We start from the raw sequence: 19198 nt of genomic DNA, 5'->3' as shown, positions 1-19198 counted from the left end.
TCATGTCCGCCCGTAAAGCTCGCACGGAGGCGGCTGCTGCTGGCGCCGCCCCCGTTGACTCTGAGGAGAAGGACGTGAAGATTCCCGTAGAGGCCGCAGACGATACCGAGGCCAACGAGGCCGAGGCCGCCGAGGCTGCCGAGAACCAGGTAGAGGATTCCAACAAGGAGGCGACGATGACCGAGGACGAGATGGTGGAAGCCGCTATCCGCGCCGGTGAAGAAGCCGCCGACAACGACTTTAAGCTCAAGTTCGAGCAGGCCCAAAAGGAGCTTGCCGATGTGCGCAATGAGCTCGATGCTGCGGCAGAGGCTCAGAAGGCCGCCGAGGACAAGGCGAAGGACGCTACCGAGCGCACCGCCCGTCTGCAGGCCGACTGGGAGAACTTCCGTCGCCGCACCGCCAACGAGCGCATCGCCGAGCGCGAGCGCGCGACCGAGAAGCTCGTCACCGCGCTGCTGCCGGTGGTCGACGATATCGAGCGCGCGATCGACCATGCCCGCAGCCAGGAGCTCGCCGACGACTTTAAGCAGTTCGTCGACGGCGTTGACGCGGTGCATGCCAAGCTGCTCGATGTGTTTGCTCACGAGGGCGTTGAGCCCATCGACCCCAAGGGCGAGGCGTTCGATCCGCTCGAGCACCAGGCCGTGGGGCGTGTCGAGGACGCATCGCAGTACGACGAGACCGTCAACGACGTGTACCAGAAGGGCTACCGCATGGCGGACCGCATCCTGCGCTCCGCGATGGTGACGGTGACCTACGGTGGCGAGAAGCGCCCCGCACCGGAGCCCGAAGCGGCGCCCGAGGATGCTGCGGCCGATACGGCTGAGAGCACCGAGGAGTAATTGAGAAGGGCCCCGGGGCAACACCCGGGGCCCTTTCTGGCCTAGTGCCATATGAAAGCATGAGCCGTCGCCTGCATGGGCGGCGGACGTAACAGGAGAGGAGCTACGATGGCTGCAGGCAAAACCTTCTATGACATCCTGGGCGTATCCAAGAGCGCCTCCGACAAAGAGATCAAGAGCGCGTTTCGCAAGCTCGCGCAAAAATATCACCCCGATGCCGGCGGCGACGAGGCCAAGTTTAAGGAGATTAGCGAGGCCTACGAGACGCTTTCGGACGAGAAGAAGCGCAAAGAGTACGACCAGATGCTCATGTTCGGCGGCATGCCGGGCGCAGGCGGCGCGTATGGCGGCGGCTACGGTGCCGGCGCGGGCGCCAGTGGCTGGGGCGACATCTTCGACAGCATCTTTAGCGGCAACGGCGCTTGGGGTAGCGATTGGGGCTCGGGCTTTGCCGGGGCTGCGGGTGCTGCCGGTGCCGGCGCGGGTCGCAGCCGCGCGCGCAAGGGCGGCGACCTGTCGCTGACCGTCGATGTGACGGCCGAGGACGCGTTTCGCGGCGTGACGCACAAGGTCACCTATCGCATTCCCTCGACGGGCGAGCAGCAGACCATTACGGTCTCGGTGCCCGCGGGCGCGGTCGACGGCGGCAAGCTGCGCTACAAGCGTCGCGGAGAGTACGGCGTTGCCGGCGGCGAGCGCGGCGACCTGGTCGTGACCACGCACGTGGAGGAGCACCCGCTGTTTAAGCGCAAAGGCGCCGACGTGACCATGGAGGTACCGGTCTCGGTCTACGAGGCGGCGCTCGGCTGCACGGTGGACGTGCCCACGCCCGGCGGGGCGACGGTTCGTCTGAAGGTGCCGGCGGGCACCCAGACGGGCAAGAAGTTCCGCTTTAAGGAGATGGGCGCGCCCGACGTTAAGCACCGTGGCCGTACGGGAGCGCTGCTCGTCGAGATCAAGGTGCAGGTTCCCACGAACCTGTCCGACGATGAGCGCGATGCCATGACCAAGCTGCGCGAGGCCGACACGCGCGACTATCGCGAGAAGGTCAATCGTTACAAGGCGACGTACTAGGGCGGTCGCGGCGCACGCCCACGCCCGCGGGCTTATGATGGACGATAACGAGACGGAAAGGGGTCAGGTAGCATGGCCGAGGACAATAGGAACAAACCGCTGTACATGATCAGCGTGGCGGCCGAGCTGACCGGCATGCACCCGCAGACTCTGCGCGTCTACGAGTCCAAGGGCTTGGTGAACCCCCAGCGCTCGGGCGGCAACACGCGTCTGTATTCGCGTGCCGATATCGAGCGCCTGGAGCTCATCAACCAGCTGACTGACGAGGGCATCAACCTTGCCGGCGTGGTGCGCATCCTCGATATGAAGGAGCGTGCCGAGGAGCGCGAGCGCGAGAACGAAAAGCTCCGCGCCCGCGTGCGCCAGCTCGAGGACGAGCTGCACGAGTATAAGATGCAGAAGAAGATCACCGCCCTGGCCCCGCGCGACGGCTCGGTCAACCCCGAGCAAGTCATGCGCAAACTGCTGGGCACGGGCGGCGACCTGTAGGCACTCATTGGGGACAGACTTAAATGAGTACCTGCAGAATGAGAGTGGATAATCTCCCGTTTTTTGCCTGTTTGCAGGCTCAAAGTGGGAGATTATCCACTCTCGTCATTTGAGCGTCTAAGTCTGCCTCCCCAGGACCTAACTCGTCCTCTGCTTTACTGAGATAAAGTGAACGCAGAGATTCGTAACCCACTCGCAACCGTTCTATGGCACGATATTGAACGAATGTATGCTATGCGCCCAAATCTTTTGGGCAGAGTGGGAGACAGTATGGTCAAGCTGTACGAGGACGGCATCTACCTGCGCGGCGGCAGCGAGGTTGTGCCTGCGGCCGAGGCTGCCGAGCGCGGTATTACGCAGACACCCGAGGATGCCAAGCGCGGCACCATCGCGTATTCGATCCTCCAGGCACACAATACGTCGGGCGACCCCGAGGCACTCAAGATTCGCTTCGATGCCATGGCGAGCCACGACATCACCTTTGTCGGCATCATCCAGACGGCGCGCGCTTCGGGCATGGAGCAGTTCCCGCTGCCTTACGTGCTCACCAACTGCCATAACTCGCTGTGCGCCGTGGGCGGCACCATCAATGAGGACGACCACGTCTTTGGCCTTTCCGCAGCCAAGAAGTACGGCGGCATCTTCGTTCCGCCGCACATCGCCGTCATCCACTCCTTTATGCGCGAGAACTTCGCCGGTTGCGGCAAGATGATCCTGGGTTCCGACTCGCACACCCGCTATGGTGCCCTGGGTACCATAGCCGTGGGCGAGGGCGGCGGCGAGTTGGCAAAGCAGCTGCTGCGCGACACCTACGATGTCGCCTATCCCGGCGTCGTGGCCATCTACCTCACGGGCGCCCCGCGCCCCGGCGTCGGCCCGCACGACGTGGCGCTCGCCATCATTCGCGCCGTCTTTGCCAAGGGCTACGTCAAGAACAATGTCATGGAGTTTGTGGGCCCGGGCATCGCGAGCATGACGACCGACTACCGCAACGGCGTTGACGTCATGACCACCGAGACCACCTGCCTGTCGAGCATCTGGGCCACCGACGAGGACACGCACGCGTTTTTGACCATGCACGGCCGCGGCGACGACTATCGCGAGCTCAAGCCCGCCGATGTCGCCTACTACGACGGTTGCGTCGAGGTCGACCTGTCGAGCATCAAGCCCATGATCGCACTGCCGTTCCATCCTTCCAACGGCTTTGAGATCGACGAGCTCAACGAGAACCTCGAGGACATCCTGCACGAGGTGGAGCTCGAGGCCGCCAAGATCGGCGAGGGCAAGACGCACTTTAGCCTGCTCGACAAGATCGTCGACGGCAAGCTGCACGTGCAGCAGGGCGTTATCGCCGGCTGCTCGGGCGGCAACTATGACTCCGTGGTCCAGGCTGCCCGCGTGCTCAAGGGCGCCAATACCGGCTGCGACGAGTTCTCGCTGTCGGTCTATCCCACGAGCCAGCCCGTGGCGCTCGAACTTACACGCCGCGGCTACATCTACGACCTCATGGAGGCCGGCGCAATCGTGCGCACGGCATTCTGCGGCCCGTGCTTCGGCGCCGGCGACACGCCCGCCAACAACGGCCTTTCGATCCGTCACACCACGCGCAACTTCCCCAACCGCGAGGGTTCCAAGCCGGGTAATGGCCAGCTGAGCGCCGTGGCCCTGATGGACGCCCGCTCCATTGCGGCAACGGCTGCCAACGGCGGCGTCCTGACGCCGGCGACCGACCTGCCCGAGGACACTTGGGACGAGGCCTGCGAGTACACCTTTGACGACGCGCCGTACAAGAAGCGCGTGTACTGGGGCTTTGGCAAGGCGGAGCCTGCCGACGAGCTGGTCGAAGGCCCCAACATCAAGCCGTGGCCCGCGATGGAGCCGCTCGGCGACGACATCCTGCTCAAGGTTTGCTCCAAGATCATGGACCCGGTCACCACGACCGACGAGCTCATTCCCTCGGGCGAGACGAGCTCCTTCCGCTCCAACCCGCTGGGCCTGGCTGAGTTTACGCTGAGCCGCCGCGACCCGGCCTACGTGGGTCGCTCCAAGGAGGCCGACGCTGTGGAGAAGCGTCGCGTTGCCGGCGAGTCCGCGGGCGACCTGGCGGCGTTCGATGCCGAGCTTGCCGGTGTGTTTGAGGCGCTGGCCGGCGCGGGTGTCGCGGCCGATGCCAAGGCGACCGAGTTCGGTTCCATGATTTACGCCAAGAAGCCTGGCGACGGCAGCGCCCGCGAGCAGGCCGCGAGCTGCCAGCGCGTAATTGGCGGCCTGGCCAACATCGTCCACGAGTACGCCACCAAGCGCTATCGCTCCAACGTGATGAACTGGGGCATGGTGCCCTTCCAGATGGAGGCCGAGCCCAACTTTGAGGTGGGCGATTACGTCTTTGTGCCGGGTATCCGTGCCGCGCTCGATGGCGACCTGAAGGACATCGCCGCCTACGTGGTGCGCGCCGATGGTGCGGTCGAGCAGATTGAGCTCTACATTGCCGATATGACGGCAGAGGAGCGTGCCATCGTCAAGGCCGGCTGCCTGATCAACTACAACAAGTTCAAGGCCGCTGCCGAGTAGCGCACTTAATTGTCCGCCCGGGGCTTACCCTTTCCCGCCCGCTCACGCGCTTCGCGAGGGCCGCGTTCGGGAAAGGGTAAGCCCCGGGCTACATTTCTGCGTTCTCGTTGGGTCTTGAGGGACGCTAATAAATAGACTTGCTTGATGCCGCCTCTGTTATCGGGGCGGCTTCTTTTTGTTGAAAACCACCACAAAGGGGGCAGGCACCTTTGTGGTGGTGGGGACGAGCTCGATGCTGTTGTGATCGTTGAGCGGCATGTTAATGGGCGGCTCTACAGAATTTCATCTGGGCTGGCGGGTTTGGTTGTTTTGGGGATGCCGAGTTTGGATGACGCGAAATCGTCAACATTGTCCTTAATTCCGTCTTTGGTGTAGACAGTGACCATATAGGTGCTGTGTCCGAATTCGCCCTTGTCGCGTGTTGCCCAGGCATCCCAGTAGGCGGCCCCGTTTCGCCCTTTGATTTTTCCGACACGGCGGAGTTCTGTTCGCTTTAATTTCTGGTTGCTATAGATGGTTCGACCGGCCTCCTCGGTGAGCCCGCACTGTCCAAGCATCTTGTCGAGGACTTGGTTCATGTGGCGCTCATCGGTGTTTGGTGCGTAGTCGTAGGCGAGGGTGATGAAGTCGAGTGGCTGGTCGTCGATTAGATAGTTTAGCGTCTGAGGTCCAAGGCAGAAATAGGGGGAGCATCCGTCGATCTGACCGAGCAGTGGCAACTTTGACTGCCAACTTCCGGTGGGAATTCCATCTTCGTAAAACACGCCGCGACAGATAAAGGAGAGCGAGGTGGCACGCGAGCCGGCGTCGACCATTCCGCATAAATCGAAGGGCGAGGTGATACCAAGGGAAAAGGGCGTGATGACGATAAGGAAGAGCATCACGATGGGTATGGCGAGAATGGCGATGACGTTGCGACCGGTGGAATGAGGCGGCTTCATATGCGCTCCTCGAGACAAAGATCTGTTGAGGATAGGCAGAAATGGATATGTTCAGAGAGCAATTCAAGTTTAATCTCATTGCGCGAGATGGTCGACCGTTAGCGTCGAAAACCACCACAAAGGTGCCTGTCCCCTTTGTGGTGGTGAGGAGCGCGCGGCTTCTTTTGGTAATAGTGTTAGCTGGCGGTATCATTAGTGCAGGTGGCGAAGGTTTGCATTGTGGGGTGTTTTGCCGTGAGCCGTTCTGCCCGTATTGGATTGATTGTCTTGGCGCTTGCGATCGCTGTGGTTGGCGCGGGCGCTGTCGGTATGGCATTTCTACCTGCTGCGGTGACGGAGCCGGTGGTCAAGCCTGTGACTCAATCTGTCGAACTTCTGACCGGCGACGACAAGCCCGAGACCATTACCGTTGATTTTGATGAGCAGCCGGCTGTGCTGGGTATTAGCAATTATCCGCGTATTCAGCTTGGGGCCATGCGCTATACCACGGATACAAGCCTGATCGATAGGGCGTCCGAGCTACTCAAGGGCAAAACATTTAAGCGTTGGTACGGATATGCGTCCTATCGGGCAAAAGCGAACGACATGGTTGGCGGATGCCGCTCGTCCATCGAGTTGGACACCGCGAATGGCGCCAAGTTATGTGATGTTTCGTACGATCCTGGCTACGAGGGCAATGAGGGGCCGGGTATCTACATCTTGGACGGTGATGTCGCCTATGTCATGGAGGGCAACCAGACCGAGCTCAACGATTTTATGGGTCAGTGCATTCAGGATGCCTATGAACAGACCTGCTTGCCCGACCCGCAGGCTGCACGCGATAGCGGGTCTGCCCGTACATGGCTGTTCGAGGATGAGATGCCCTGGACCGTCGAATCGGGAAGTACGGGTTCGGCGAAGGAGTAGAGACCGCGACTACCACAAGGGTACCCGTCCCCTTTGTAGTAGTTCTCGGTTTGTCTCGATCTGTAACATCTTGGCCGCTAAAAGTGGGCCTGGTGTTACAGATTTAGATTTTCGACTCAGGTGTCTTCGTTCGTCTCGATTTGTAACAGATAGAGCCCTATTTGCCGACTAGATGTTACAGATTGAGACAAACGGGCGCCGCTGAACAATTCGTCTCGATCTATAACATCTGGAGCCGGAAACGGTCGATAGATGTTACAGATCGAGATAGTTAGGGGACGAGGCCGCAGTGGGTGAGCGTGCCTGCCCCTATCCATCAATCACTCAGAAAATCTTATATATAGAGACTTAGATTTGTGTATAAGATCGCGTAAAGCTGGCAACAATACTTCTCGAACAACGTGAAGCCGCCCCGTAGGGCGGCCGCCCCAAGAGAGGTGATTCCATGAGAATCGATAAGCTAGCAATGACGTCGCGCGAGGCGCTGCAGACCGCCATGAGCACGGCTGCCGATGCACAGGCCGGCGCGGTGGAGCCGATCCACCTGCTGTCTGCCCTGCTCGGTGCCGGCGAGCGCAATATCTCCGTGATCATCGAGCGCATCGGTGCCGACCCGGCTCAGCTCGCACGCTCCACACAAGATGCCATCGACCATGCGCCCAAGGTGTCGGGCGAGGGCCAGCAGATGGGCCTGTCCAACGGGCTCGTTCGCGTGATCGAGAAGGCCGAGAAAAAGGCCACCAAGATGGGCGACAGCTTTGTGGTGACCGAGCATCTGCTGATGGCACTTGCCGAGGACAAGGGTGAGGCGGGTCGCGTGCTGCGTGACGCCGGCGTGACCAAGGAGCGCATCGAGCAAGTCTACGAGGAACTGCGCGGCGATGACCGCGTGACGTCTGCCGAGGACAAGACGCAGTTTGAGGCGTTGGAGCAGTACGGTCGCAACATCTGCGATCTGGCTCGCGCCGGCAAGCTCGACCCGGTCATCGGCCGTACCGACGAGATCAGTCGTACTATTCAGGTTCTGTCCCGCCGCACCAAGAACAACCCCGTGCTTATCGGCGAGCCGGGCGTCGGCAAGACGGCCATCGTCGAGGGCATTGCTCAGCGAATCGTGGCCGGCGACGTACCGAGCACCCTGCGCGACCGCGACCTCATCGAGCTCGACATGAGCGCGCTGGTCGCCGGCGCCAAGTACCGCGGCGAGTTCGAGGACCGCTTAAAGGCCGTGCTCAAAGAAGTGCAAAAATCCGAGGGCAAGGTCATCCTGTTTATCGATGAGCTCCACACCATCGTGGGTGCGGGTGCCACCGAGGGCTCTATGGACGCCGGCAACATCCTCAAGCCTGCGCTCGCCCGTGGCGACCTGCATGCGATCGGCGCGACCACGCTCGACGAATACCGCAAGTACATCGAGAAGGATGCGGCGCTCGCCCGTCGTTTCCAGACCGTAATGGTCTCCGAGCCCTCCGTCGAGGACACCATCTCGATCCTTCGTGGCCTCAAGGAGAAGTACGAGATCTTCCACGGCGTGCACATCACCGATAGCGCGCTCGTGGCTGCCGCCGACCTCTCCGATCGCTACATCGCCGACCGCTTCCTGCCCGACAAGGCCATCGACCTGGTCGATGAGGCCGCAAGCCGCCTGCGCATGGAGCTCGACAGCATGCCGGTCGAGATCGACGCCACCACGCGTCAGCTCACCCAGCTGCAGATCGAGGAACAGGCGCTCATGAAAGAGACCGACGACGCCTCTAAGGAGCGTTTGGAGGCTCTGCGCCAAGAGATTGCCGAAGTCCAGGAAAAGCTCAACGTGCAAAAGGCCGGCTGGCTCAACCAAAAGAACGCCATCGACCACGTGCAGGAGCTTAAGGGCCAGCTTGACGCGGCCAAGAGCGAAGAGGAGCGCGCGACGCGCAACGGCGATCTGGGCCGTGCGTCCGAGCTTCGCTATTCTGTGATCCCGGGTCTGCAGCAGCAGATTCAGGATTCCGAGGCTGCGCTCGAGGCGCAAAAGCAGCAGGACGGCGAGGGCCTCAACGAACAGGTGACCTCCGACGAGATCGCCGAGGTCGTGAGCGCCTGGACCGGTGTGCCCGTGTCCAAGATGATGCAGGGCGAGCTCGACAAGTTGAAGGGCTTGGAGGGCGAGCTGCATAAGCGCGTTATCGGTCAGGACGAGGCCGTCTCCGCTGTAGCCGCGGCCGTGCGTCGCAGCCGTGCGGGTCTCTCCGACCCAGACAAGCCCATCGGCAGCTTCTTCTTCCTGGGCCCCACCGGCGTAGGCAAGACCGAGCTCGCCAAGGCGCTGGCCGAGTGCCTGTTCGATGACGAGCGCGCGCTCGTGCGTATCGACATGTCCGAGTATATGGAGAAGTTCAGCGTCCAGCGTCTGATCGGTGCGCCCCCGGGATACGTGGGCTATGACGAGGGCGGCCAGCTTACCGAGGCCGTGCGCCGTCGTCCGTACTCCGTGATCTTGCTCGACGAGATGGAGAAGGCTCATCCGGATGTCTTCAACGTGCTGTTGCAGGTGCTTGATGACGGCCGTCTGACCGATGGCCAGGGTCGCCAGGTGTCCTTCAAGAACACGATTATCATCATGACGTCCAACGTGGGCTCCAAGGCTATCGCCGATCTGTCCGGCAAGGACGAGGAGGAGATGCGCCATCAGGTTGACGGGGCCATGGCTCAAACCTTCCGCCCCGAGTTCCTCAACCGTATCGACGATATCGTGGTGTTCCATCCGCTCGGCATGGCGCAGATCGAGAAGATCGTCGACATCCAGCTCGCCGACGTCCGCGCGCGTCTGGCCAAGGAGCGCATGACGCTGGCCATCACCCCGGCGGCCAAGCAGATGCTCGCCGTGGGCGGCCTGGACCCGGTCTTTGGTGCCCGTCCGCTCAAGCGTCTCGTGCAGCGCGAGGTCGTGGATGCCATTGCCGCCGCTATCATCGACGGTACGGTGCGCGAGGGCGATCAGGTGACGGTCGATGTCGACAAGGACGGCGGCTTTACCGTCGTGTGCGACAACACGCCGGCGGCCACCTACGAAGTCCCCGACGCCGAGTAGATTTTGGGCCGGCTTTAAAACCGCCCCTCATCGCAAAACGCCAAGGGCGGCGGATCCAATCGGGTCCGCCGCCCTTTTTCGTGCGACAATCGATGGTGTTGAACGTGAGTACATGGCAAGGAGCTATGCAGATGACAGACAAGAACAAGACGAACACGCCGGCGACCGATGCCGCACCCGCCGCACCTAAGCCTGCGCCTAAACCGGCGCCCAAGCCGCGCGACCCCTATATCCGTGCCGAGAACGAGGATGACGACGGCTACGATCCTTATAGCGATCGTCGCCCCGAGCGCGAGCCCCTCTTCGAAGCCGACCCCTGGCGTTAAGTAGCTCATTTGGGACGGGGCTTTTTTAGCTACTTTGTTTTCGGCTAGAGGCGTTCATGCCTGCCCCCTCGGCCGCTCGATATCCTCCGGGAGGGGCCACTAATAGAAAACTTGCTTATCCATTAATCAAGATACGCATAATCTTGCTCTCCTGCTAATCAAGAATCGTTATAATCTTGATTAGCAGGAGAGCAAGATTGGAGAATTATGGCATTCAACGACTTGGTGGCTCAAAAAATAAAGGACTTTGAGCAACAGGGGATTCCTCAGGTCTTTGAGCGCGACCTTGATCTGGGCAACCCGCAGGAGCCAAAGCGCGACAACATCGTATATGTGATTGTGGGCGCCCGTCGTTGTGGAAAGACGTATCGCCTGTATCAGGAGATACGGCGGCTTCAGGGCCAAGGCGTCGAGCTTGACCGGATGCTATATTTCAATTTTGAGGATGAGCGCTTGCGTCCGTATGAGCCATCGCTACTAGCGGACGTGCTCGATACATTCTATGCACTATATCCTGCTGCTCGAGGCGAGGGCGCCTACCTTTTCTTTGACGAGATCCAGGAAATACCCGAATGGGGTGCGTTTCTGCGACGCGTGGTCGATACGGAGAAGGCGACCGTTTACGTGACGGGATCTTCTTCTAAGATGCTGTCCTCAGAACTTAAGAGCGAGTTCAGGGGCCGTTCTCTTGTGCGAGAGCTTTTTCCGTTGAGTTTTTCGGAATACGTCCGATATAAGACGGGGGGCGTTCCTGAGTCGAACGCGCCCTTCTCCTCAAGCGCTGCAGCGTTGCTCCGACACCATCTGGTCGGATATCTCGAGCGAGGGGGATTCATCGCGACACTTGAGCAGACGCCCGCAGACGCGATTCAGCTGCTACAGGAATATGCGTCGCGAACGGTCGCCATGGACGTCGTTGAACGTTACGACGTCAAGAACCCCCGTTTGGCCTCGCTGTTTCTGGCGCGGTGCATGGCATCTTCGGGACGAGAGCTGTCAGTGAACAAAGTGTACAACGAGTTCAAGAGCAGACAGATATCCGTCAGTCGAAATACGCTCAGCGACTTACTTGAGTATTACGAGGACGCCTACCTGCTGTTTTCGGTGCCGGAGTTCACGCGTTCGCTTGCAAATAATACGCGGTCTGCGTCTAAGGTCTACGCCGTCGATCCTGCGATGTTCGGAGCGTTCTCCCCCGCATCGGCATTGGATCATGGTCAGAGGCTCGAGACCGCGGTGTTCAATGCGCTCAGAAGAAGGACCCCCGCCGTGCGGCCCGGTTCGGTTTGCCGCCTGCTGATTAAAGATAAGAATAAAAGCCATGAGGTTGACTTTGTGGCTGGGGATGCACTGCTCATGCAGGCTTATAGCCTGACTCAGGTGAGTGTGGATATGGCAAGCGAGAAAACGCGCGAACGTGAAATTGCAGCCCTCGATGCCTCGATGGCCCAGTTTGATCTTGGCGAGTCGGTAATCGTTACTATGGATGAACAGGCCGATATTCCATGTGAACACGGTGTGGTACACGCTGTGCCTGCATGGAAGTGGCTCCTTGCCTAATCATCTACGGATCTGTGGGGCCAGGACCTCCTGGCCCCTTCATCACGGTTGGGGAGTACCATGATGCGCTCGGCTAGTCCTGGGCCTTGATGCTCGGCAGGAGAATCTGGGCGAGGTAGTCGGTCTCGAGTTTGGTGGCAGCGTCGGCCTTGCCGTCTTTGCCGACCAGTACGTTCTTGATCTGGCTATAGGTGTAGCGGTTGCCGGTCGTGAGCTCGACAAGCTCAATGGCCGTGTCCATGGGGTAGGTCGACACGGGATTCTGCGTCCGTCCGTTGATGGTCTGGGGCACCACGTACGGATAGGCGGGGCCGCTGGCGTAGACGGTATAACCGTTGCCTAGGTTGGCCGCACCCAAAACCGTATCGCCTTCATCGGGCGTAAAGCTCTCGCCCTCGCGCACCGCGACGAGCGTCACAATCGGCGTATCGCTGTCGCCGGCAAGATAGATGCATAGCGTGCTGCCATTTTGCCAAGTCTCGACCTTGCCGTACCACTCGACGGGGATATCGAGCTGGTAGAGGTCGGTTGCCTTGTGACGGGCGTCGGCATCACGGGCCGCCTGTGCCTTTTGCGCGCTCACGGCATTGACGGCGGCGTCGCGCCGCGCGGTTGCCGCCTGCTGGAGCACCTTGGCGGTGGCGGAGGAGCTCGCGCCTCCCTCCTCGGCATATTTGGCGGCGGCATCGATCTGGTCGTCGGTTACCGTGTCGGCCGAAGGCACCTTGAGCTTAAAGGTGACCTGGGCACTTAAATCCTGTCCATCGCTCTTAACGGTGACCTGCGTCTTGGTGGTCGGGACGGTATAGATGGTGCCGTCGGCCGCGATGGGGGAGGCAGCGATGGAGAGCGTGTAGTCACCGGGTAGTAGTTTGATGCCACGGCCGTGCTCGTCAACATAGAGTGTTTCGCTTACGGAGGATTCGTCAGAATCCTGGCCACTTACCTGTACGGGAATCTTGGAGCCGGTGGAACAGTCGAGCCCCGCGGCATGTACGCCAATCTGCACCGACATCATCGTGTGGGCATTGGCGGCGACAGCGGCAGCCTGCTCTTGCTGATATCCGTTCCAGGCAGCATAGCCTGCACCACCGGCGACGAGCGCGACGGCCACGACACCGGCGACCATCAGATTGCGGCGCTTGGGCGACATCTTGCGATGGCGAACCTCGGCCTCGCGTGCCGAGGGAACGGACGGCAGGGGAATATCGCCCATGGCGATGGTCTCGTCCACGGCTGGTGCGGAACCCAGGCCAGGAAGCTCGCGGGTCAGCGAATCCTCGGCCGGCAAGCTGTCGAGCAAGACGGTTTCCTCGCCCGTGTCGGATTCGAGCTGATTGCCGGCCTCGCTTTCGGTGTCTTCGTGACCTGCCTCATCTTTGGCAGGCTCAACGTCGTCTGCATCCTGATCATCGGACTGCGCCTCGGCTTCCGGCTCATCCTGCACACCAACGCCCGAATCGTCAAACGCAATCTCATCGAGTGAAATCCGGTCTAAGCTCTCCAAGGCCTCAGCGCAAGCTTCTGCATCTTGGTTCGCATCCTCTTGGCCCATCGTCTCATCTTTCATATATCCCCCAAGCTCAATATCGGGACAACAATGTACCCAAAAACAAGGTCATATAGAGCTGTCAGGCGATCGGAAATCTGATTTTATCTGTGCGAGAGGTTTTGAATGTGTGTGCGAATGGAATATGTGCGTGAATGCGCGCAACAACAAAAAGCCCCGGAAAGCGGGCGAATCGCTTTCCGGGGCTGCGCATGACGCGCGATTGCGGTATCGGCTAAGTTTGCCTACATTCAAATGTGGACGGAATAAACATGTTACTCGGCGTGCGCGTAATCAACCTTGGCGCGGCGAGCGGTAGCCTTCTCCCAATCGCTGGTGCCCTCAAAGACGTCCTGCTTGTAGGGATTGCGGCCGAGCTTCTTGGCACGGTAGACGATGTAGATGATCGCGGCGACGTTGGCGACCAGCGCGGCGATCGAGACCGCGGTAGCGGCGCCGGGGTCGAGCGTGGAGTGGGTCACAAAGATGGACTCCTCCTGGAAGTACGGGAATACCTGGGCAAACATGCACCAAATAGCCAGCGTAAAGGCACGGTTCTGGATCCAGCCGCCCTTGTTCCAGATAAAGGCGGCGACGGTGGGCGCCAGCAGCAGTGCAAAGCCGCAGAACCAGGAGTGGGTGGGCAAGCAGTTGTAGGTGTAGCAGAAGTTCCAGATATCGTAGGCGATGATGTAGACCCAGGTCATGTCGGGCCACAGCATGTCGGTCTGATCCTCGGAGGCGTAGACGCTCCACCAACCGGTCATGCAGAAGATGTTGATGATACCGGCGATGCCGTTGAACACGTTGTTCCAGCCGGCCAGCTGCGTAGCACCTTCGGAGGTGACCCAGGTGGACTCGCCCAGGACAAAGAAGTGATAGGCGCTCTCAAAGTCGGACACGACGGCGATCATGATGTTGATGGCGACGATCACAAACGGCCACGCGCGGAACCAGTGCGCCTTGCCGATCTTGCCCCACTGATACTTAATGGCGATGAAGCCCCAGCAACCGGCCAACGCCGCGTAGACCTTGGCGTAGTGGAACCAGCTGTTCTGGTACACATGGGTGGGTTGGTGAGCGCCCACTCGGCACCCTGCGAGACGCCGATGGCGATGGCGACGCAGTAGATGGTCATGGCCAGCGGAGCCACGCCAAAGATGATGGCCGCGCCCAGCTTGGTGCGGCGGCCGACCTCGTTGAGCACGATCAGGCCAATAAAGACCATGGCCCAGCCGGCCCAGTGGATAAGGGTATCGCTACCCCAAACATCGAACAGCATGCTGCTCTCCTTTCACACGCCCGCGGCCCCTCTTCCGATCGCGGGCAGTTTGGCCAAATGTCGTCAGTTCTGGGGCTTGCGCTCCGGATACTTGGCGGTATAGCCCTCGATATGGAGCGTCGAGGCGATGATTTCCTTGACTGTCTCGTCGGGCACATCGGGGTGCGTGCGGATATACATCAACAGTCCCATGATGAGGGTGTAGAACGTCTCGTAGACATGGTCGATGCGCAGCTCATGATGGGCGACAAAGTCCACCACGGTGGTGTCGCAAATGTATTGCGCCACGCGCTGGACCACGTTGTGCAGAAAGCCACCGTAGAGCGCGCCGCTGCTTGAGGTAAGCGTGCTCGGCAACTCGTGGCCGCTCACGACCAGGCGCTTAAAGAGCGGAGCGACGGTGTCGAGTGCGCCTTCGATGTCACCAACCGCGCGGCTGGCGTTCCACTGCTCGAGCTCGGCGATAAAGCCGTCGATCGCCTCGTCCATAACGGCGGTGACGGCGGCGTCCATGTCGGCGAAGTAGTGGTAGAACAGCGAGCGCGTGCAGCCGGCTCGCTTGGTCACGGCCGATACCGATAGGTGGGACACGCCCAGCTCGGAGCTTACGGTGCGCACGGCATCGAGGATCTCGCGACGGCGTTCGTCGCCCGTCAGGCGCTTTGCCGTGCTGTCGGACGCGAGGACGGCATCAGCCACAGAGATGTTTGCCGTGTTATCGCTCATGCGTTTGCCGCCTTTCATCCGTTTGGGCCCGACCGTTCGCCTAACAGTCTTGAATATTGTTGACGGTTCGTCAATACTGTTTTTGACACAATGTCAACAATAGCGGGTGAACGGCATGGGGGCATGTCGAACCCGTACAAAGAGGGGCGCCGCGGTCTCGCCGGGCTGTGGCAAGAGAAGGGACGACTATGATTCTCAACGGACCGGGGATTAGCTATACCGAGCCCGATATCGGCGCGGAGTTCGTGCCGCCGATACCGGAGCATCCGCGCGAGGCCATCGTCAAACTGTGTGAGCACTGCACCAACCGCCTGCTGCACCGCGACGAGCTGCTGGGCTACGAGTACTGGTCGTTTGCCGAGGCCGCAACCGACGAGCAGGCCGAAGTGCTCTGCAAGATGAAGATGCGCCGTCCCTATACGCTGCCCGAGATGGTCAAGCTCACCGGCATGCCCGAGGCCGATATCGAAAAAATGCTCGACGACATGAGCTACACGGGTCTGCTCGAGTACAACTGGGAAAACCCCGAGCGCGCCAAGCAGTGGGTGCTGCCCATGCTGGTGCCGGGTTCCGCCGAGTTCCTCAACATGCGCGTGAGCCAGCTCGAGGAGCATCCGGTCTATGCCAAGTTCTTTGAGCAGGCGTCCAAGGGACCGCTGTCCAAGGCCACGCCGATGGTGCCGCCCGGCGGTGCCGGCATCGGCATGCATGTCATTCCGGTCGAGAAGGCCATCGATGCCGCGAGCACCTCGGTGCCGATCGAGCATATCGAGCATTGGCTCGACAAATACGAAGGTAAGTATGCCGCTAGCACCTGCAGCTGCCGCGCGAGCCGTCGCGTGATGGGTGAGGGCTGCGCCGACGACCCGGCAGATTGGTGCATCGCCGTGGGCGATATGGCCGACTACGTGGTCGAGACCGATCGTGGCCATTACGTGACCCGCGATGAGGTTTACGACATCTTGCGCCAGGCCGAGGACAACGGCTTTGTGCACCAGATCACCAACATTGACGGCGAGAACAAGATTTTCGCCATCTGCAACTGCAACGTTAACGTGTGCTACGCCCTGCGCACCTCGCAGCTGTTCAACACACCCAACCTGTCGCGCTCGGCCTATGTCGCCAAGGTCGAGAAGGACAAGTGCGTGGCCTGCGGTCGCTGCGTTGAGGTGTGCCCGGCTGGTGCAGCCAAGCTCGGCCAGAAGCTCTGCAGCAAAAAGGCCGGCGGACAGGTGCCCGAGTATCCGCGTCAGGAGCTGCCCGATGCCACCAAGTGGGACCACACCAAGTGGTCGCCCAACTACCGCAACGACAACCGCATCGAGACGCATGAGTCCGGCACCGCTCCCTGCAAGACGGCCTGCCCCGCGCATGTTGCCGTTCAGGGCTATTTGAAGCTCGCGGCTCAGGGTCGCTATGACGAGGCCCTAGCACTCATTAAGCGCGAGAACCCGCTGCCCGCTATCTGCGGCCGTGTGTGCAACCGCCGCTGTGAGGATGCTTGCACCCGCGGCCGTGTGGACGCCGCCGTGGCTATCGACGAAGTCAAGAAGTTTATCGCCCAGCGCGATCTGGATGCCGCGACCCGCTATGTCCCGCCTGTGGTGACGCCGACGCGCGCCGGCGGCTTCGACCAGAAGATCGCCATCATCGGTGCCGGTCCGGCCGGCCTGTCCTGTGCCTTCTATCTGGCCGAGAAGGGCTATAAGCCCGTCGTGTTCGAGAAGAACGAGCGCCCTGGTGGCATGCTCACCTACGGTATTCCCAGCTTTAAGCTGGAAAAGGACGTTATCGAGGCCGAGGTCGAGGTTATTCGCCTGATGGGTGCCGAGTTCCGCTATGGCGCGGAGGTCGGCCGCGATGTGACGCTCGACGAGCTGCGCGAGCAGGGCTTTAAGGCCTTCTATGTTGCCATCGGCTGCCAGGGCGGACGCCTTGCCGGCATTCCGGGCGAGGATGCCGAGGATGTGACGGTGGCTGTCGACTTTTTGCGCGAGGTCAACAGTGGCAAGATCAACGCGCTGCCCGGCCGCACCATCGTGGTGGGCGGCGGCAACGTGGCCATCGATGTCGCGCGCAACGCCTGCCGTCTGGGCTCCGAGCATGTTGAGATGTTCTGCCTGGAGAGCGAGGCTCAGATGCCCGCCAGCGAGGAGGAGCGTCGCGAGGCCATCGAGGATGGTGCTCACATCAGCTGCGGCTGGGGTCCCAAGGAGGTTCACCTGGACGAGACCGGTCGTGTGTGCGGCATCACCTTCAAGCGCTGCACGCGCGTCTTTGACGACGAGGGCCGTTTTGCGCCCGAGTACGACGAGAACGACCTGCGTCGTGTCGATGCCGACCGCGTCGTCATGTCGATTGGCCAGTCCATTGTGTGGGGCGACCTGCTGGCTGGCTCCAAGGTGGAGCTTGGCCGCGGCCAGGGTGCCCTTGCCGATCCGCAGACGTACCAGACCGCTGAGCCCGACATCTTTGTGGGCGGCGACGTCTACACCGGCCCCAGCTTTGCCATCGACGCCATCGCCGCCGGTCACGAGGCCGCTGTGTCCATCCATCGCTTTGTGCAGCCGGGCTCCACGCTCACCATCGGCCGCAACCAGCGCCGCTACACCGCGCTCGACCGCGACGATGTTGTGATTGAGAGCTATGACAACGCGAGCCGCGAGGTTGCCCACGTGGACCGCGAGCGCGAGAAGGCCGCGCCGTTTAGCGAGTACGTCGAGACCTTTACCGAGGAACAGGTGCGCGCCGAGACCGCCCGCTGCCTGGGCTGCGGCGTCTCGATCGTCGACCCCAACAAGTGCATCGGCTGCGGCCTGTGCACCACCAAGTGCGCCTTCGATGCCATCCACCTGGATCGCGACCGCCCCGAGTGCTCCACGATGGTCAAATACGAGCAAAAGCTTCCCAGCCTGGGCAAGTACGCACTCAAGCGCGCCATCAAGATCAAATTCGGTCGCAAGTAAGTAGTCATAACGGGAACGGCGGAAGGAATTAAAAGTGCACGAGCTCGGAATCGTGTATCACATCATTCGCGATGTCGAGAATGTGGCTCGCGCCAACGGCGTAAGTCGCGTTTCGAGCGTGACGTTGCTGTTGGGCGAGGTCTCGGGCGTCGTTCCCGACTTGCTGCTCGACGCTTGGCGCTGGGCAGCGGATAAAAAGCCTATCACCGAGGGCTCGGAGCTTATCGTGGAGCCCGTCGAGGCCGTGACGCATTGCGAGGCGTGCGGCTGCGACTACGCGACGGTCGAGCACGGCAAGACCTGCCCCCATTGCGGCAGCGGCGAGACATACCTGTTGCAGGGCCAGGAGGTCATGATCAAGCAGATCGAGACCCCCGACGAGGACCCGGCAGACACTGCTCCTGGCGACCTCTCCGACGCCCCCGATGCCGTCGACGCCGCCAACCCCCTCCATATCGCCTAACTTAGACATTGGGGACGTTCTTAAACGACTAGTCGTAAAAGAACGTCCCCAATGACTAGTCATTTAGAAACGTCCCCAACGACTACTTTCCTAGAGCATATTCCTTACCATTAGTCAAGCACCATCTGTTTAAACGAAATAGCCTCAACCCGAGCACATTTGTGTCTGTTTAAAACCGGCAATAATGAACAGCGTGCTCAATTCGGTCATGTAAATAGATCAGCTATCAATCCTCAGCAGCAAATCAGCCAAAATACTGGAATGTAATCAGCTTGTAACAAAACAAGACGTTTAAACAAATAGGTTGATTTTCAATCTCAACGCAACAGTCTGAACGGACCCCGCGTTTCCGCAGCTAGCGCAACGCGGAAATAGCCCCCGGCACCTGGCTATCGCCTCGTTTCCGCAGGTGGAGAGGCTATGGAGG

Annotated in this window: 14 protein-coding genes and 1 pseudogene; 10 read left to right on the top strand and 5 right to left on the bottom strand. The window is 60.7% G+C overall.

Features of this window, described 5'->3' with window-relative positions; genetic code table 11:
• Positions 1-2 precede the first annotated feature (2 nt).
• The 4 genes from AAAT03_RS09545 (at position 3) to AAAT03_RS09530 (ending at position 4979) form a co-directional block, all read left to right on the top strand.
• Complete coding sequence (locus AAAT03_RS09545; RefSeq protein WP_349103213.1) at positions 3-845, top strand: nucleotide exchange factor GrpE; 843 nt, start codon at positions 3-5, stop codon at positions 843-845.
• A 108-nt stretch (positions 846-953) separates the two neighbouring features.
• Entirely contained in the window at positions 954-1919 is a 966-nt protein-coding gene (locus tag AAAT03_RS09540; protein WP_055285310.1) for a DnaJ C-terminal domain-containing protein, read from the top strand.
• Positions 1920-1991: 72 nt separating this feature from the next.
• Positions 1992-2408 carry a helix-turn-helix transcriptional regulator gene (locus AAAT03_RS09535; RefSeq protein WP_055250809.1) on the top strand — a complete coding sequence of 139 codons (417 nt, stop codon included), beginning with the start codon at positions 1992-1994 and terminating at the stop codon, positions 2406-2408.
• 270 nt (positions 2409-2678) lie between these two features.
• Entirely contained in the window at positions 2679-4979 is a 2301-nt protein-coding gene (locus tag AAAT03_RS09530) for a hydratase (RefSeq protein ID WP_349103212.1), read from the top strand.
• A gap of 272 nt (positions 4980-5251) precedes the next feature.
• On the opposite strand, the gene AAAT03_RS09525 is transcribed toward AAAT03_RS09530, so the two are convergent.
• Positions 5252-5920 carry a hypothetical protein gene (locus AAAT03_RS09525; RefSeq protein WP_117583635.1) on the bottom strand — a complete coding sequence of 223 codons (669 nt, stop codon included), beginning with the start codon at positions 5918-5920 and terminating at the stop codon, positions 5252-5254.
• Between the two features lie 234 nt (positions 5921-6154).
• Here AAAT03_RS09525 and AAAT03_RS09520 point away from each other — a divergent pair, with 234 nt between their 5' ends.
• From AAAT03_RS09520 to AAAT03_RS09505, 4 genes are all read left to right on the top strand, one after another.
• The gene (locus tag AAAT03_RS09520; protein ID WP_349103211.1) at positions 6155-6826 is read left to right on the top strand and encodes a hypothetical protein; all 672 of its coding nucleotides are present in this window, start codon (positions 6155-6157) and stop codon (positions 6824-6826) included.
• Positions 6827-7271: 445 nt separating this feature from the next.
• Entirely contained in the window at positions 7272-9899 is a 2628-nt protein-coding gene (clpB, locus tag AAAT03_RS09515) for an ATP-dependent chaperone ClpB (protein WP_349103210.1), read from the top strand.
• A 131-nt stretch (positions 9900-10030) separates the two neighbouring features.
• Positions 10031-10225: a hypothetical protein gene (locus tag AAAT03_RS09510; RefSeq protein WP_232049598.1), complete on the top strand. Its 195-nt coding sequence runs from the start codon at positions 10031-10033 to the stop codon at positions 10223-10225.
• A gap of 207 nt (positions 10226-10432) precedes the next feature.
• Positions 10433-11785 carry an ATP-binding protein gene (locus AAAT03_RS09505; protein ID WP_349103209.1) on the top strand — a complete coding sequence of 451 codons (1353 nt, stop codon included), beginning with the start codon at positions 10433-10435 and terminating at the stop codon, positions 11783-11785.
• 73 nt (positions 11786-11858) lie between these two features.
• Here the strand turns inward: AAAT03_RS09505 and AAAT03_RS09500 are convergent, their stop codons facing one another.
• The 4 genes and pseudogenes from AAAT03_RS09500 to AAAT03_RS09485 all read right to left on the bottom strand — a co-directional run bounded on the left by AAAT03_RS09500 (position 11859) and on the right by AAAT03_RS09485 (position 15342).
• Positions 11859-13355 carry a hypothetical protein gene (locus AAAT03_RS09500; protein WP_349103208.1) on the bottom strand — a complete coding sequence of 499 codons (1497 nt, stop codon included), beginning with the start codon at positions 13353-13355 and terminating at the stop codon, positions 11859-11861.
• Between the two features lie 254 nt (positions 13356-13609).
• Positions 13610-14422 carry a DUF5692 family protein gene (locus tag AAAT03_RS09495; RefSeq protein WP_349103207.1) on the bottom strand — a complete coding sequence of 271 codons (813 nt, stop codon included), beginning with the start codon at positions 14420-14422 and terminating at the stop codon, positions 13610-13612.
• Between the two features lie 62 nt (positions 14423-14484).
• Positions 14485-14562 (bottom strand): annotated as a pseudogene (locus AAAT03_RS09490) (hypothetical protein); the annotation flags it as partial.
• Positions 14563-14679: 117 nt separating this feature from the next.
• Positions 14680-15342 carry a TetR/AcrR family transcriptional regulator gene (locus tag AAAT03_RS09485; RefSeq protein ID WP_161194618.1) on the bottom strand — a complete coding sequence of 221 codons (663 nt, stop codon included), beginning with the start codon at positions 15340-15342 and terminating at the stop codon, positions 14680-14682.
• Positions 15343-15530: 188 nt separating this feature from the next.
• Here AAAT03_RS09485 and AAAT03_RS09480 point away from each other — a divergent pair, with 188 nt between their 5' ends.
• Both AAAT03_RS09480 and AAAT03_RS09475 read left to right on the top strand, forming a co-directional pair.
• Entirely contained in the window at positions 15531-18308 is a 2778-nt protein-coding gene (locus tag AAAT03_RS09480; RefSeq protein ID WP_349103206.1) for an FAD-dependent oxidoreductase, read from the top strand.
• A gap of 34 nt (positions 18309-18342) precedes the next feature.
• Positions 18343-18771 carry a hydrogenase maturation nickel metallochaperone HypA gene (locus AAAT03_RS09475; protein ID WP_349103205.1) on the top strand — a complete coding sequence of 143 codons (429 nt, stop codon included), beginning with the start codon at positions 18343-18345 and terminating at the stop codon, positions 18769-18771.
• Positions 18772-19198 lie beyond the last annotated feature (427 nt).

It is taken from the genome of Collinsella sp. CLA-AA-H167 (genome assembly GCF_040095305.1).
In the GTDB taxonomy this organism is placed as follows: domain Bacteria; phylum Actinomycetota; class Coriobacteriia; order Coriobacteriales; family Coriobacteriaceae; genus Collinsella.
Note: the sequence above shows the minus strand (reverse complement) of the source record. Positions and strands in the feature narration are given on the sequence as shown.